Raw genomic sequence first — 15,204 nt, 5'->3', positions numbered from 1 at the left:
CCTCTTTCCTGGCGGAACCCGCCAGCTCAACTTAAGAGATTTGTAAGAAACGAGTAAGAAAAATAGAACATTTCATGCTTTAACTTAAGTAAAAGAGAATAACCAACCTAATCTAATATTTTTCATCACAAGGAGGAAGTGGATGATGTCGTTACATCATGTCATGAAATGGATTTTTATAATCTGCTTAGCTAGTCTTATTCTTAACTTCATTCTGTATGGGATAACTGGCCATCCAGAGAAATTAATTAATATACTAGGCTCCATCGTCATCGGCGCCATTTCAGGTGTTAGCATGACGATGGCACGAAAAAAATAAGCGAATGAGCGCCGCGCTTCAGTAATTGAAGCTAGCGGCTATTTTTATTTTCAACGCATGAGATGCTGTCTCAAACATTTCCAGACCTTGCAAAACGAGCTATAATAGCCTTTGATCCCTACATCTTAAACCAAATACTACCCATGATTTCTAGAAAGGTTCGATCGAGATGCAGAAGATTCTACTCATGGAGGATGATCCCTCCATCATTGAAATGGTCCAAGTCCATTTGGCCAAAGACGGATACCATGTTACAACCGCACAGAATGGTGAGGAAGGCATTGCCGCATTCCATGATTCTTTTGATCTTATTGTACTCGATATCATGATGCCAAAGCTGGATGGAATCGAAGTGATCAAGTGGATCCGAGAAAGAAGCCATATTCCGATTCTCGTCATATCCGCAAAGGACAGCGAGGTTGACAAAGCGCTCGGACTTGGCTTCGGGGCTGATGATTATATTGCCAAGCCCTTTTCGTTAATCGAATTGTCCGCGAGAGTGAAAGCCGTAATAAGACGAGCAACCCAATATGCGGCGCCAGCAGCCCAAGCGAATGCATCGCCTAAACATGAATCACAAGTGATAGCCAATCAGAGCCTGTGCATTGATCTGGACAACTTTTCAGTAGTGAAAAATGGCCTGGACATCAAGCTGACGTCAAAGGAATTTGAATTGCTGAAGCTATTTTCCACAAACCCAGGAAGAGTGTTCACCAAGGCACAGATTTATGGATTTGTATGGCAGGATGATTATTATGGCGATGAAAATGTCATTAATGTCCATATCCGGCGACTGCGTGAAAAGATCGAAGATCAGCCCTCTAGTCCTCAATACTTAAAGACATTGTGGGGAATCGGCTATAAGTGGGAGTGGCACTAATATGGGCTGGTTCCTCTTCACCATCATCATCTTGCTGCTAGTCGTTATTTTGTATCAATATGCTTTGAATCGGTCAAGAAGCAAGCAGCTGCAGCAGCTTCATGATCAATTACATCGCATCATGAACGACCAAACCGATGAACATTTACTGATGATCACGGACGATAAAGAGCTGAAGAACATGCTGATTGAGATCAATCATCTGCTGGATTACAGCCGGACAACAGCCGCCGATCATATGAAAATGGAAATCGCAACTAAGAAAATGATCGCCAACATGTCCCATGACCTGAAGACCCCGCTTACGGTCATTCTCGGCTATATCGAGACCATCCATATGAACCCGCTGATGGACGCGTCAGAACGGACCATCTTGCTCGGCAAAGTATACAACAAGACGCTGGAGGTCTTGGAATTGATGCGCAGATTCTTTGATCTTTCAAAGTTGGAATCGGGCGATCAGGAGATTCCATTGGCTCAAATCGATGTCAACGAGATTTGCAGGCATAATATTCTATCCTTCTACGATATCCTTACCGCCCAGAACTTTCAGGTTAAGATCGAGATTCCGGATGAACCCGTTTTTATCCTCGGAAATGAAGAAGCCCTAAACCGTATCTTAAACAATCTCATCTCAAATGCTATTCAGCATGGCGGTGATGGATACTTGATCGGTTTATCCCTAAAGCCTGATGAAGAAGCAGTCATTATAGAAGTATGGGATCATGGAAAAGGCATTCACGAGCTGCATAAGGATCGTATCTTTGAACGTTTATATACGATGGAGGATTCAAGACATCGCTCTTATCAGAACAGCGGTCTTGGCCTTACCATTACGAAGCGTCTCGTTGAAAAAATGGGTGGTACCATCCATGTAACTAGCCCGCCAAACGAGCGTACCGTCTTTGCAGTTCGTTTCAAACGCCTGCAATTTTAGCCTATAGGCATTCGGGACCATGTCCGAGCTATAGGCTTTTTCATTTGAAGCGGGAACTTAAGAAAGAAGTAAGAACTGTGTAAGGAAAAAGGCGTATTTTGGCTTCTAGAATAAAGGTATCAACAAACGGGAGGATACTTGCAATGAGCTATGTGCTAAGGACACATCAACTAACTAAAGCCTTTATGGGCCAAGAAGTCGTCTCAAACGTCAACATAAACATTCGAAAAGGCGAGATATATGGATTTCTAGGGCCAAACGGCGCAGGAAAGACGACCATCATGAAAATGATTACGAACCTCGTCAAGCCAACGAGCGGCGAGATCGAGATCTTTGGAGAGAAATTAACGAGCAACTCATACGCCTTGCTTGGAAGAATGGGCTCCATCATTGAGTACCCGATCTTCTATGAGAAGCTAACCGCAAGAGAGAATCTGAATTTGCACTGCGAATACATGGGCTTCCATAACAAAAAGTCGATCGACGATGCACTGGAGCTAGTAAAGCTAACCAATATCGAAAAAAAAACGATCAAAGAATTCTCACTCGGCATGAAGCAGCGCCTTGGCATTGCAAGAGCAATAACCACAAAGCCAGAGCTGCTGATCTTGGATGAGCCGATCAACGGACTTGATCCATTAGGAATCAAGGAACTACGGGATTTGTTCAATATGTTAAGCAAAGAGTACGGCATTACCTTGTTCATATCGAGTCATTTATTAAGCGAGGTTGAGCTGGTAGCTGATACCATTGGCGTCATCAATCATGGCCAGCTCATTCAAGAGGTATCGATGAAGCAGGTGATGGAACAGAATGCCGAATACATGGAACTCTTGACGGATAACTGTCGGAAAGCCTCTTACATCCTGTCTCATCATTTGAACATATCCAATATGAAAATCATGGATGATCACGCGATTCGAATCTATGATACATCCATTTCTCAAAGTGAAGTAACCAAGACATTAATCCTGAATGAGGTCAACATCGAATCAATCACAAAGAAAAATCGTTCATTGGAAGATTATTTCCTAACCTTGCTGAATAGAGGTGAGTTCGATGCTTAAGCTGATCAAGCTGGAAATGCAAAAGTTTAAAGCTGGATGGTTTATTAGAGGCGCACTTATTGCTACCCTCCTCATTTTAGGATTAATCACTTCGATGGGATATATCGCAGCCTTCGAAAATGAAATCTTTACAGAGGATATGGTGCTTCTCTTTACTGATACGATGGTCAGAGCTACATTTATCGTATTTGCATCTGTTCTCATCTCCAAATTTGTCATCGAGGAATTCAGGAGCAAGACGATCACCTTGATGTTCACATATCCGGTCAATCGCAAGAAGCTAATGATAGCCAAGCTCATCATCATCGTTCTGTTCGCCTTTTGCTCCATTATCGCATCCCAGCTTATCGTGTTGACTTTATACTCGCTGATTAGCTCATTTATAACCACGTTCTCGGTAAACGTAACGGCCGAGATGATTCTAAACCAACTTCCTAGCATCTTCATGAACGCGCTATCGGCAAGCCTCATGAGTCTTATTCCGTTGTACTTTGGGATGAAGAAGTATTCCACAACGACAACGATCTCATCTTCGCTGCTTATTGTACTGTTGGTGTGTCAGAACTTTGGCGATTTCTCGTTAAACACCATTATCTTCATCCCCATCACCTTAGCAGTGATCGGTGCAAGCATTGCTTACTTGAGTGTCAAAAATATTGAGGAGCGCGATGTTCTGTAGCACTTCTACTGGCCATACATTGAAAAAGCGTGCTGAAAGCGAGCCATTGTTGCTCGTCCTTCACCACGCTTTATTTTATGAATTAAACTCTAGGAAGAAGCTAAAAGAGCTGTATCCAAATTTTCAACTCAGCAAGATCCAATCTCTTATAGTGATGAGCCTTAGTTCAAGTTTGCCGGATGCTCTAATGCTCCACGCATAACTTGCTCATTTAACAATCCTGCAGCCTCCCTTACATTGGCAGCCTGCGTAATCGCAGATACAACAGCAACACCGTCCGCTCCCGCTGCAATAACGGGACTAGCATTGTCCGGTGTAATCCCGCCTATGCCTACAAGCGGAATCGTGATGCCTTGCTGCCTTAGCTTGCGAATAAGCTCAAGCCCCTGGACAGGCCGAGCGTCAAGCTTTGTGCTTGTCGGATAGATCGGCCCAAGACCAAGATAATCCGCGCCATCTTGTATGGCTCGATCGGCCTCGTCAACCGTATGCGCGGATACGCCCAGAATGAGGCGTCCTATCCTCTTCCGCACATCCGCAGCAGGCTCATCCTCCTGCCCGATATGAACGCCATCCGCTTCGAGCGCAAGTGCCAGCTCGATATCGTCGTTGACGATAAAAGGGATGCCGTGCGTGCGGCACAGCTCACGCAGCTCCCACCCTAGCGCAAGCCGCTCCGATCCTTGGCGAGCACCGCTGCCTTTTTCACGATATTGGAACATCGTGATGCCGCCCCGAATCGCCTCTTCCAGCACCGCGGCCGGATCTACCAAGCAGTTAGCACTTCCCATCACAAGATACGTTCTTAACTGCTGGCGCAAGTCTTCTTGAACAAGGCGTGTCATACTATCGGAACACCTCCTTGATCGCGATTAGCCGCCATAGCTTGTGACCGATACGCCCAATGATTGGTTGGTCCATGACCATGTCCAATCTCAAGCTGGTGCTCAATAGCAGCCTGGATATATTGCTTTGCGGTATGTACCGCGTCAATCACATCAGATCCCTTCGCAAGCTCTGCCGCAATTGCGGATGAAAAGGTGCATCCCGTGCCATGTGTATTTTTAGTTGGAATCCGAGTGCCAACAAAGGTATGGAAGGCCTCGCCATCATACAGGAGGTCGACTGACTCCTCAGGATGGGCATCATGTCCGCCTTTTATAATCACAACCTTTGCTCCATAGCCGCTTAATATCCGGGCCGCTTCCTTTTTATCTTCTACAGAATGAATCGTTAACCCCGTTAATTCTTCTGCTTCAGGAACATTAGGCGTAATAACCGTTGCCAGTGGAAGCAAGTGCGTAAGCAGCGCGGTGATCGCCTCCTGCTGCAGCAAAGAAGCCCCTCCCTTAGCAATCATAACAGGATCAATGACAACCTGATTCCATCGATAATGTCGAATCTGCTCCGCTACCGCTTGTATGATGTCAGCACTGAACAGCATCCCCGTCTTCACGGCGTCCGTACCGATATCCTCTCCAATGGAATGAATCTGGGCTGTAACAGCTTCGGCCGACATCGGATAGACAGCCTGAACGCCAAGTGTATTCTGTGCGGTAATCGCCGTGATCGCGGACATGCCGAATACCCCAAGCTCCTGAAAGGTTTTAAGATCCGCCTGGATGCCCGCACCGCCGCCGCTGTCTGATCCTGCGATTGTTAATGCTTTAAACACCTGACTCGTCGTCATCGTAAGGCTCACTTCCTTAGAAGATAGATGTATCGTGTGAAAGCTCAGGCAAAAGCGCAGCCTCTGTAAGATACGAACGTTTCACCCTAAATTATGCTTAAGAAAGCCTCTTCACACGCCCTTGGTTCTCAACATCCGTTGCCGTCATTTGATACAGTTGATTCAACAGCTCCATTTGGAAAGATCCCGGACCTTGCTTTGCAGTTAGCCGAGCGCCTTTCTCGGCAGCCACGCCATACACGCAAACGGCAGCGACACTTGCCTCAACAAGCTCATCCGTCACAGCCGCAAAGGCGCCAACAATCGACGAAAGCAGACAACCTGCTCCCGTGACCCGTGTCAGCAATTCGTGACCGTTGTGAACAGCATAGGTCGTTGTACCATCACTAACGATATCTTCCTTGCCTGTAATCACGACTATTGTCCCCCATGCCTTCGCAGCTTGAGACGCCAATTCAACCGGACTTCCAGTCGCTGCTCCTGCCTCTACACCCTTGATCTCCCACTCTTCGCCATAAACATTAGCAATCTCGGCAGCATTTCCTCGGACGACTGAAATATCAATTTCGTTCAAGAGCATTTGCGCCGTCTCTGTACGATAAGCCGTTGCTCCTGCTCCAACAGGATCGAGAATGACCGGGACACCGTGCTCATTGGCAGATCGACCTGCAATCAGCATAGAACGCACCTCTGCCTCTGTCAGCGTACCGATATTAAGCACCAATGCACCTGCGATCTTCGCCATATCGTGAACCTCTTCCGGAGCATAAGCCATCACTGGGGAAGCCCCCAATGCCAGCAATCCATTTGCGGTGAAGTTTGTGACAACAGCATTTGTAATATTGTGCACCAAAGGTCTTTGTTCTCTTAACTGCTCTAATCGTTGTCCAATCACGGTGTAGTTCATAATCCGCCTCCTAAATGAGAATTCGATGCATGCAAAAAAAGCCAAATCCATGTCTGGACCTGGCTTCACTCCCGCTAACAATCTAATGAATGTGCCCCTACTTTCCTACGCTGGTGCTAGCCAGATCAGGTCCAAAGGGTCAAGAGGCTCCTTGCCTCCCTCTCAGCCCAAGCATGGGCCCCCCTAGTAGATCAACATCTATTCGGTTTGATACCATACTACCTCCACGATGCTGCTTTGTAAAGGAGCATTCCCAAGCAACGATCTGAAGTTCTTCTGGTTCTCATTCCCCTGAACTATAGCTTCGAATCAAGTGTAGATTTATTACCCGAAAATTAACCACATTTATTAATGAATCTTATATTTACATTTCTACTTATCCAATGTGTCCATAATAAGTCTTACTCAGGAGTTTATCTTCCTTACAAGGGTTCTATTGCTCACTTTTAATAATGAAAAATATTTCTCAAAAAGAATGGGGATACGACATTTTCAGACAAATCTCTTGCTGCATAAAGGATTCCCATTTTCCCTAACTTGTTATTGTCAGACTGTGGGAAATGAACGCGCCGACTTTCACGCCGCATCTTAACCTTGTTACTTCTGCCAACATAACTAATTTTCTATCAGTCAATAAAATTAAAAAGCGTAATAAGAGCCTTAACATATCGCTCAACATATATAAGGTTAATTTATATATCATACATCTGCACCATCTGTAAACCTGACCATTCCAGACTATCTTGCAGGATATGGAAGGAAAAGGATGGACCCCGTCAGTCACGCCTATCGATCCAAAAATATCCATAAATATGCATGATAATCCCAGAATACTGGAAATGACCTCCCATCCATTTGATGTTAGCCTATTAGGTGTAAAAAACAAAAGAAAGGTCGTGAGAATGAGTGAAACGTAGTTGGGTGATCCTCCTGCTAATGCCCATCCTCATCTTGAGTGCTTGCTCACAGCAAGAATCAAGCGGGAGAAGCGGCAATGCGGGAGACAAGGCAGCTGTCGAACAAGGTGGACAAGAAGACACTCTTGCGAAGCTGAAGGCTCAAGGTTATGCAACCGTGGGCTTTGCGAATGAGAACCCCTATGCTTACAAGACAGCAGACGGCAAGCTGACGGGTGAGGCCGTCGAAATTGCAAAAGTAATCTTGAAGCGGCTTGGAATCAACGAGGTAAGAGGCGAGTTGACCGAATTCTCGTCCTTGATTGCTGGGCTGCAAGCAAAGCGCTTTGACCTTATTACTGCCGGCATGTTTATTCAAGAAGATCGCTGCGAGGCTGTTCTCTTCGCTAATCCGGAATACAGCATCGGAGAAGGAATCGCTGTCAAGAAGGGCAATCCGCTGAAGCTGAACAGCTACGCTTCCATCGCGGAGAACAAGGACGCTAAGATCGCCGTTATGGCTGGGGCCGTTGAGATCGAATATTTGAAGGCATCCGGCGTCTCAGATAATCAAATGGTCATCGTGCCTGATCAGGATGCAGCCATCAGTGCCTTGCAGTCGGATCGCGCCGATGCCATTACGATGACAGGCCCAGCGCTTCAATCGCGACTAGATGCCGCAGGCGACGATTCCCTTGAGCGTGTGATGGACTTTGAGCAGCCGAGCGTGGATGGAAAAAGCGTCCGCGGGTATGGTGCAACTGCATTCCGCATGGAAGATGCCTCCCTTCGCGACGCCTTCAACGAGGAACTCGCTAAGATGAAACAATCTGGAGAGCTGCTCTTGATTCTACAGCAATTCGGCTTCACCGAGCAGGAGCTTCCAGGTGATATCACTACAGCTGAGCTTTGCGGAAGCTAAGATGAATATCCCTTGGCTGGATTGGCTGCCGCTGCTTGGGGAAGGAACACTCATCACAATCAAAGTCGCCTTGCTTTCGATTGCAGTAGCTCTGTGCTTGTCCGCTATTGCAGGCTTAGGAAGCACTTCATCGATCACCATCGTTCGATTCGCCAGTCGAACCTACATCGAGCTGTTTCGCGCTTGCTCGCTGCTTGTTCTCTTGTTCTGGGTATATTTTGCCCTCCCCTTTGTCGGTGTGGAACTGTCAAAGCTGTGGGCGGGCGTACTTGCAATCGGACTGAATATCGGCGCCTACGGTGCAGAGATTGTTAGAAGTTCCATCTTGGCGGTTCCTAAGGGGCAATATGAAGCAGCCTTGGCGCTCAATCTAACATCGACAGAGAGAACGTGGAAGATCATCATCCCTCAGGCGGTCGTCCGAATGATTCCTCCCATGAGCAACCTGTTGATAGAACTGTTGAAATCGACCTCGCTTGTGTACTTCATCACGCTGTCAGACCTCACCTACGAGGCGATGATTATCCGCAACAACTATTATAGCTATACCCCTTACATTTTTGGCTTGCTGCTTGGGATTTACTTTGTGCTATCCTCCTCAATCTCGATCACGATGCGCATCCTAGAGCGCAAATTAACGGCATGGAGGTGAGCACGTCATGTGGAATTGGAGTTACGCAGCCGACATTCTGCCTGCGCTGCTGAACGCGCTTCTCGTTACGATTGGAGCAGCCCTATCCGGATTTACATTGGCTTCCGTATTGGGGATTCTTCTGGCGCTGGGCAGACGTTCAAGGTTTGCGATCCTTCGATTCACGCTGCAAGGGATCATCAACTTTATACGGAGTACCCCCTTGCTTGTACAATTATTCTTTTTATACTACAGTCTGCCAATGCTTCTCCCCCTATCTCTATCTGCTTTCACCACTGGTGTCATCGGGCTCGGGCTTCACTACGCCACCTATTTGTCAGAGGTGTATCGTTCAGGTATTGACGCTGTTCCTAAAGGGCAGTGGGAGGCAGCAGCGGCACTTGATTTATCCCCTGCCCGCACTTGGTTTAGCGTGATATTGCCCCAGGCGGTGCCGCCGATTATTCCGATCATGGGCAATTACCTCATTGTCATTCTAAAGGAAACACCGACCTTGTCCGCCATTACCTTGGTCGAACTGCTGCTGACTGCAAAAAATACAGCTTCTGCATCGTATCGGGTATTTGAGCCCTATACCCTAACAGGGATCTTGTTCCTAGTCATCAGCTTAATCCTGTCCTTTGGCATGGCAAGGCTTGAAAAGCAGCTTCACCGCCGTCATACCACCTAAAGGAGGGATCATAAATGAGTGAATCGAGCACAGAAAAAAACGCTATCATGACACTGCCAATAGAATCAGTTAAACCGAAATCGCCAGGCATACCAATTGTTCAATACCAAGACGTCACAAAGACTTTTGGTGATTTGGAAGTCATTAAGGGCATCGAGTTGGATCTGTATCCTGGCGAGAAAATGGCCCTCATCGGCCCGAGCGGCTCCGGCAAGACAACGTTAGGCCGTATGCTTATGACCTTAGAAGAGCCTACGACCGGAACCATTCTTATCGATGGCGAGCCGCTGTGGCAGATGAAGACCTCTTCTGGCAAGCTTGTTCGGGCAAATGAAAAGCATCTTCGCAGGATGCGCCAGAAAATCGGAATGGTATTTCAGCATTTCAATCTGTTTCCTCACCTCAGTGTGCTCCGCAATGTCACCTTGGCGCCGATATCGGTGCTTGGGCTATCACAGGAGGAAGCCTATCAGCGTGCTGTTGAGATGCTTTCCAAGGTAGGACTGAGAGATAAGCTTGACGAATTTCCTTCGCGATTATCAGGCGGGCAGAAGCAGCGGGTCGCCATCGCAAGAGCACTCGTCATGCAGCCAAAGGTCATGGTCTTCGACGAGGTCACTTCGGCACTTGATCCCGAACTCGTTGGAGAAGTGCTTGAGGTGATTAAGGAAATTGCCTTTGACAGCGATATGGCGATGATGCTGATTACCCATGAGATGGACTTTGCAAGAGATGTGGCGGATCGTGTGATCTTTGGTGCAGAGGGATGCATCGTGGAACAAGGCTCGCCAGAAGACATTTTTGAACAGCCAAAAAGTGAAAGGCTCCTGTCGTTTCTCAAACGATTTCGCTAGATCTATCGGGGTGGTTACGAGAGCACGGCTATGGACCAGCGCTTTTGAAAGGAGTAAGCTATGCATTCATGTTCTAGTAAGATTACAATTCGCAAGCCCATTCCACAAGATGGAGCCGCCGTCTGGCAGCTCGTCAAACATGCTGGGTCGCTTGATCTGAACTCCCCCTATGCATACCTGATGGCCTGTGAAATGTTCGCCGACACCAGTGCCGTCGCTTGTGTAGATGACGATGTAGTCGGGTTTGCAACAGGATTCAGAAAGCCACAGCACCCAGATACTCTATTTATATGGCAGATTGGCATTGACCCTGTCTATCGGGGGCAAGGAATTGGCAAACAGCTGCTTAAGAACGTAATCCAGCAGGAGAAACATCATCGCATTCATTATGTAGAGGCTACAATTAGTCCTAACAACACCGCATCACGACAGCTCTTTCTACGTCTAGCTGATGAACTAGACACCCCTTGCTTTGTTGCAAATCACTATGAACCGAATTGGTTCCCTGCGGATACTCCCCACGATGCTGAGCTCTTGTATCGCATCGGGCCATTGCTGTCATAGAAGATAAGCCATTCGAAGTGTTTGCCAAAAACGATTAACGAGGAGGCCGCTCTATTGAAGCAAACTGCAAGGAAACACCCCAAATTGGATGTCTTTAATCAAATGGAATCTGAAGTAAGAAGCTATTGCCGAAGCTTCCAAACAGTATTTAGCAAAGCAAGCAATGCGATCTTATGGGATAAACATCATAAAGCCTATATTGATTTCTTTGCGGGAGCAGGGGCTCTGAATTATGGTCACAACAATCCTCGCATTCGTGAGAAGCTTGTTCAATATTTGCTAGAGGACGGCGTCACCCACAGTCTCGATATGGCTACAGAGGCCAAGGAGAACTTCCTGCTGCGCTTTCACCATCTGATTCTGAGGCCGCGCAGCATGTCCTACAAGATCATGTTTCCCGGTCCAACAGGCACAAATGCTGTCGAGAGCGCGTTAAAAATCGCTCGCAAGGTTACGGGACGCACCAATATAATCTGCTTCACCAATGCCTTCCATGGCATGTCCCTCGGTTCCTTATCCGCAACAGGCAACTCCTTCAAGCGCAAAGGTGCAGGTGTAACACTGGGCAATACCACCTTTATGCCTTATGACCAATACTTTGGCTCCTCCATCGATACATCCGAAATGCTGGATAAGCTCCTTGATGATCCGGGAAGCGGTATCGATAAGCCTGCTGCCGTGCTCCTCGAAACGCTTCAAGGCGAAGGCGGATTACATGCAGCTAGTACAGCTTGGCTTCAAAAGATAGAGAACATCTGCCGCAAGCATGGCATGCTGCTTATCGTCGATGACGTGCAGATGGGCTGTGGACGAACGGGCACCTTCTTCAGTTTCGAAGAGGCTCAAATCAATCCCGATCTGATCTGCTTATCCAAATCCATTGGCGGATATGGCTTGCCAATGGCGTTGACTCTTATCAAGCCGGAATATGACCAATGGGAACCAGGCGAGCATAATGGCACGTTTCGGGGCAATAATCTTGGGTTTATTGCTGCAAGCGAGGCCTTGGAGTATTGGACTGACCACGATTTCACGAAGCAGCTGACGAAGAAATCAGAGATCATCAGAAGTTTTCTCTTGCGGATGTTGAAAGCCTACCCCCATCAGCTAAGTGAAGTCCGAGGCAAGGGACTGATCCAAGGACTTGCCTTTGTTGAACCTGCTCATGCCGGTATGCTCAGTGCTGAAGCCTTCGACCGCGGCGTGATACTGGAGACATCTGGCCCTCGTGATGAAGTAGCCAAGATTATGCCGCCTCTTACAATCGAAGAGAAGCTCCTGCATGAAGGGCTCGAACGGATCGAAGACGCTCTTCATTCGATGTTCAGCTCAATTAAGATGAAAGGGAAAGTTTCGGCAAACGCGTAAATTAAACCGTTGACTCCCCTATCTATAAATATTCAAGGAGGAATTTGAACCATGATCGTGAAGCATCTCAACCAAATTGTAAATACCCAGGATGATATCGATACAAAAACGTGGAATTCCCGCCGTTTGCTGTTAAGGAAAGACCAGTTGGGCTTTTCGATGCATGACACGTTAATCAAGGCAGGCACCGAAACATTGATTTGGTATCGCAACCACATAGAAGCTGTCTATTGTGTGGAAGGTGAAGGAGAGATTGAAGTTGTCGATGGCGAGACTTATCCGATTCGTCCAGGAACGTTGTACGCTCTGGATGGACATGAGAAGCATTTGCTTCGTGCGAAAAGCCAAATGCGCATGGTTTGTGTGTTTAACCCGCCGTTAACCGGAAGAGAGGTTCATGATGCAGAAGGCGTATACCCGCTCATCGAGCGGTAAGCTTGCAAGTTGCCTATATTCGTAGAGGCATACCCACTAGCAATGGATGATTTCAGACTCCTGCAAAGGTAGAAGATTGGTAGAATCCATCCCATTTCCATAAAAGAGAGGTCATTGCAAATGAAAGTCGAAGCGAGCATTACCCCTAAGGCAAACGATATGTATCCATCTCGAGTAGCTGATACACCAAGTATCGCGACACGTAAAGATCCTGTGGTCTACAACCCATGGACGGATTCAAGTCCACTGACCAAAGAGCAAACCGACTTCTATGAGAAAAATGGCTATCTTTTCTTGGAGGAGTATTTCACTGAAGAAGAGGTTCATGTGTGGAAGTCCGAGCTTAAGCGGCTTCAAAGCCTTTATCAAAAACAGGACGAAGACCACGTCATACGCGAGCCAGGAAGCCATGAAGTACGCTCCATCTTCGCCGTCCACGAGAACAATGCTGTCTTCAAGGCATTAGCCAAGCACGAGAAACTGACTGCGATCGTGGAATACCTGCTTGGCTCCAAGACATACATTCATCAGTCCAGAATCAACTTCAAGCCCGGATTCAAGGGAAAAGAGTTCTACTGGCACTCCGACTTTGAGACCTGGCATGTCGAGGATGGAATGCCGCTCATGCGAGCGCTTAGCTGCTCAATCGCGCTTGAAGACAACAACCCTTTTAACGGTGCACTCATGGTCATTCCCGGGTCTCACAAATCCTTCGTCTCCTGTGTAGGAGCTACACCGGAAAACCATTACGAGGACTCGCTTCGCAAGCAGGAATATGGGGTACCTGACCCAGACAGCCTGACAAAGCTTGCCGAAGAAGGCGGCATACAGATGCCAATCGGAAGAGCTGGTTCCGTGCTCCTCTTCGACTGCAACATCATGCATGGATCAGGCAGCAATATTTCACCATACCCAAGAAGCAATGTATTCATGGTTTACAATAGTGTGGAGAATCCGCTTGCAGCACCGTTCTCAGGACAACAGCCGCGTCCACCATATATTGCAAGTCGAAACACCTAACATCCCCAATCCTATCTCATTCGCTTTATAGCAGATCACTGATCATATTTATCTGTTAACGCTGTTACTGCGTCCCTATCTTCGGATAGTTGGCGCAGTTTTTTTGTTTTCACGATAGGGTAGTTCCTGCAAACACCCTTGACCTACTGTTCTGATTCTAAACGATCAGATTACAGGAAAGAGGACTTATTTTAGCCGAGGTTAAATGAACGCGATACATCCAGCATAGGATGGCTATAGGATATAGGATACGAATAAAGGATAGGAGGAATTGGATTGTCTATAATCAATCTGCAGCGCATTACTAGCCAAACCCATAATACCGTGTACGGATCCACACAGCTTGAAGCAATATCGAGCATCTTATCAGGGGCGCCGCCCAACGTAGTGAATGTTGGGAATGCTCCTCTTATTTGGCCTTCATTAAATAAATACACCAATGATAATAACAATGCTCCCGCCTTTACTACTTTACCTGAGCTTCCATTTAGCGACGTTCCAGAGCCGCAATTTATATGGAACAATCTAACCCCCACTCCAGGCGAGATATTAGGCTTTGCTTCCATGACGTCCCCTCTTCTTATTGAAGAGGATACGGAAGCGGACTTCGTCATTTCCTTGGCTGTCTTCGCAGACAATGCGCATACCGCGAGAATTGACATTGTGGATGCCCTTACCCTGACCATTATCCCTTCTTCTACAACAAGCATCAGCTTGTTGGACGGCTCACTTGATCCGGTCACCGGGATCACTACAGACACGAAGAATCCGTACAATTGGCAAAAGATCCGATATTATTCCATTCCCGTATCGTTGACGGCGATTCCGTCCGACCGTCTCATTCGGTTTGTTCTTTCCTTTGAAGTCAGCAACTACTTGGATCTTGGTGCGATTAACACTGCTGGGCTTGCTTTTGTAGCAGATTTCTACCGATTTACTGGAGAATATATCGGTGGTACGGGAGCGACAGGGACGACTGGCCCAACAGGTCCAACGGGAGCGACGGGTGAGACGGGAATCGGTAGACCCGGAACCGCAGGTCTGTTAGGAGCGACCGGAGCGACCGGACCTACAGGAACTACTGGGCCTAGTATCACAGGCAGTACAGGCACGACTGGAGATACCGGCGCAACAGGGTCGACTGGAGCGACGGGTGTGACGGGTGACACGGGCAGCACAGGCACGACAGGAAGCACGGGTACCACAGGTGATACAGGTGCAACGGGGGTAACCGGAACGACTGGCAGTACCGGGGCCACTGGAACGACAGGCGCTACTGGGGCAACTGGCAGCACAGGCGACACGGGCGTCACAGGAGCGACTGGGGCCACTGGAGATACGGGC

17 protein-coding genes and 1 riboswitch are annotated in these 15,204 nt (G+C 47.6%); of the genes, 14 read left to right on the top strand and 3 right to left on the bottom strand.

Annotated elements, in window-relative coordinates:
- Positions 1 to 142 precede the first annotated feature (142 nt).
- The 5 genes from I2H74_RS11385 to I2H74_RS11365 all read left to right on the top strand — a co-directional run bounded on the left by I2H74_RS11385 (position 143) and on the right by I2H74_RS11365 (position 3,882).
- A complete protein-coding gene (locus tag I2H74_RS11385; protein WP_195574104.1) occupies positions 143 to 319 on the top strand; it encodes a hypothetical protein in 177 nt (58 codons plus the stop codon).
- A gap of 169 nt (positions 320 to 488) precedes the next feature.
- Positions 489 to 1,199 carry a response regulator transcription factor gene (locus tag I2H74_RS11380; RefSeq protein WP_195574103.1) on the top strand — a complete coding sequence of 237 codons (711 nt, stop codon included), beginning with the start codon at positions 489 to 491 and terminating at the stop codon, positions 1,197 to 1,199.
- A gap of 1 nt (position 1,200) precedes the next feature.
- On the top strand, positions 1,201 to 2,136 hold the full coding sequence (locus I2H74_RS11375) for a sensor histidine kinase (RefSeq protein ID WP_195574102.1): 936 nt from the start codon (positions 1,201 to 1,203) through the stop codon (positions 2,134 to 2,136).
- 143 nt (positions 2,137 to 2,279) lie between these two features.
- Complete coding sequence (locus tag I2H74_RS11370; protein WP_195574101.1) at positions 2,280 to 3,203, top strand: ABC transporter ATP-binding protein; 924 nt, start codon at positions 2,280 to 2,282, stop codon at positions 3,201 to 3,203.
- The gene (locus tag I2H74_RS11365; protein WP_195574100.1) at positions 3,196 to 3,882 is read left to right on the top strand and encodes an ABC transporter permease; all 687 of its coding nucleotides are present in this window, start codon (positions 3,196 to 3,198) and stop codon (positions 3,880 to 3,882) included. The genes I2H74_RS11370 and I2H74_RS11365 overlap by 8 nt, the downstream gene beginning before the upstream one ends.
- A 161-nt stretch (positions 3,883 to 4,043) precedes the next feature.
- Here I2H74_RS11365 and thiE read toward each other — a convergent pair whose 3' ends face one another.
- From thiE to thiM, 3 genes are all read right to left on the bottom strand, one after another.
- On the bottom strand, positions 4,044 to 4,727 hold the full coding sequence (gene thiE, locus I2H74_RS11360) for a thiamine phosphate synthase (protein ID WP_195574099.1): 684 nt from the start codon (positions 4,725 to 4,727) through the stop codon (positions 4,044 to 4,046).
- A complete protein-coding gene (thiD, locus tag I2H74_RS11355; RefSeq protein WP_195574098.1) occupies positions 4,724 to 5,572 on the bottom strand; it encodes a bifunctional hydroxymethylpyrimidine kinase/phosphomethylpyrimidine kinase in 849 nt (282 codons plus the stop codon). The genes thiE and thiD overlap by 4 nt, the downstream gene beginning before the upstream one ends.
- Before the next feature lie 97 nt (positions 5,573 to 5,669).
- Positions 5,670 to 6,479, bottom strand: a complete 810-nt coding sequence (thiM, locus tag I2H74_RS11350) for a hydroxyethylthiazole kinase (RefSeq protein WP_195574097.1) — start codon at positions 6,477 to 6,479, stop codon at positions 5,670 to 5,672.
- Between the two features lie 85 nt (positions 6,480 to 6,564).
- Positions 6,565 to 6,674: riboswitch (TPP riboswitch) on the bottom strand.
- A gap of 741 nt (positions 6,675 to 7,415) precedes the next feature.
- Here thiM and ehuB point away from each other — a divergent pair.
- From ehuB to I2H74_RS11305, 9 genes are all read left to right on the top strand, one after another.
- Positions 7,416 to 8,297, top strand: a complete 882-nt coding sequence (gene ehuB / locus I2H74_RS11345; protein WP_195574419.1) for an ectoine/hydroxyectoine ABC transporter substrate-binding protein EhuB — start codon at positions 7,416 to 7,418, stop codon at positions 8,295 to 8,297.
- Complete coding sequence (gene ehuC / locus I2H74_RS11340; protein WP_324254052.1) at positions 8,263 to 8,949, top strand: ectoine/hydroxyectoine ABC transporter permease subunit EhuC; 687 nt, start codon at positions 8,263 to 8,265, stop codon at positions 8,947 to 8,949. The genes ehuB and ehuC overlap by 35 nt, the downstream gene beginning before the upstream one ends.
- 7 nt (positions 8,950 to 8,956) lie before the next feature.
- Positions 8,957 to 9,619, top strand: coding sequence for an ectoine/hydroxyectoine ABC transporter permease subunit EhuD (ehuD, locus tag I2H74_RS11335; protein ID WP_195574096.1), 663 nt, complete (start codon positions 8,957 to 8,959; stop codon positions 9,617 to 9,619).
- Between the two features lie 47 nt (positions 9,620 to 9,666).
- A complete protein-coding gene (gene ehuA / locus I2H74_RS11330; RefSeq protein WP_229106625.1) occupies positions 9,667 to 10,473 on the top strand; it encodes an ectoine/hydroxyectoine ABC transporter ATP-binding protein EhuA in 807 nt (268 codons plus the stop codon).
- A 60-nt stretch (positions 10,474 to 10,533) separates the two neighbouring features.
- Positions 10,534 to 11,037, top strand: a complete 504-nt coding sequence (gene ectA, locus I2H74_RS11325) for a diaminobutyrate acetyltransferase (protein ID WP_195574095.1) — start codon at positions 10,534 to 10,536, stop codon at positions 11,035 to 11,037.
- A 54-nt stretch (positions 11,038 to 11,091) separates the two neighbouring features.
- Positions 11,092 to 12,405: a diaminobutyrate--2-oxoglutarate transaminase gene (gene ectB / locus I2H74_RS11320; RefSeq protein WP_267490732.1), complete on the top strand. Its 1,314-nt coding sequence runs from the start codon at positions 11,092 to 11,094 to the stop codon at positions 12,403 to 12,405.
- A 51-nt stretch (positions 12,406 to 12,456) separates the two neighbouring features.
- A complete protein-coding gene (locus tag I2H74_RS11315; RefSeq protein ID WP_195574094.1) occupies positions 12,457 to 12,840 on the top strand; it encodes an ectoine synthase in 384 nt (127 codons plus the stop codon).
- A gap of 120 nt (positions 12,841 to 12,960) precedes the next feature.
- Entirely contained in the window at positions 12,961 to 13,860 is a 900-nt protein-coding gene (gene thpD / locus I2H74_RS11310) for an ectoine hydroxylase (RefSeq protein WP_195574093.1), read from the top strand.
- A gap of 276 nt (positions 13,861 to 14,136) precedes the next feature.
- On the top strand, positions 14,137 to 15,204 hold a 1,068-nt coding region (locus I2H74_RS11305), incomplete at its 3' end, for a hypothetical protein (protein ID WP_229106589.1).

The organism is Paenibacillus sp. 1001270B_150601_E10, assembly GCF_015558675.1.
In the GTDB taxonomy this organism is placed as follows: Bacteria; Bacillota; Bacilli; order Paenibacillales; family Paenibacillaceae; genus Paenibacillus_B.
Note: the sequence above shows the minus strand (reverse complement) of the source record. Positions and strands in the feature narration are given on the sequence as shown.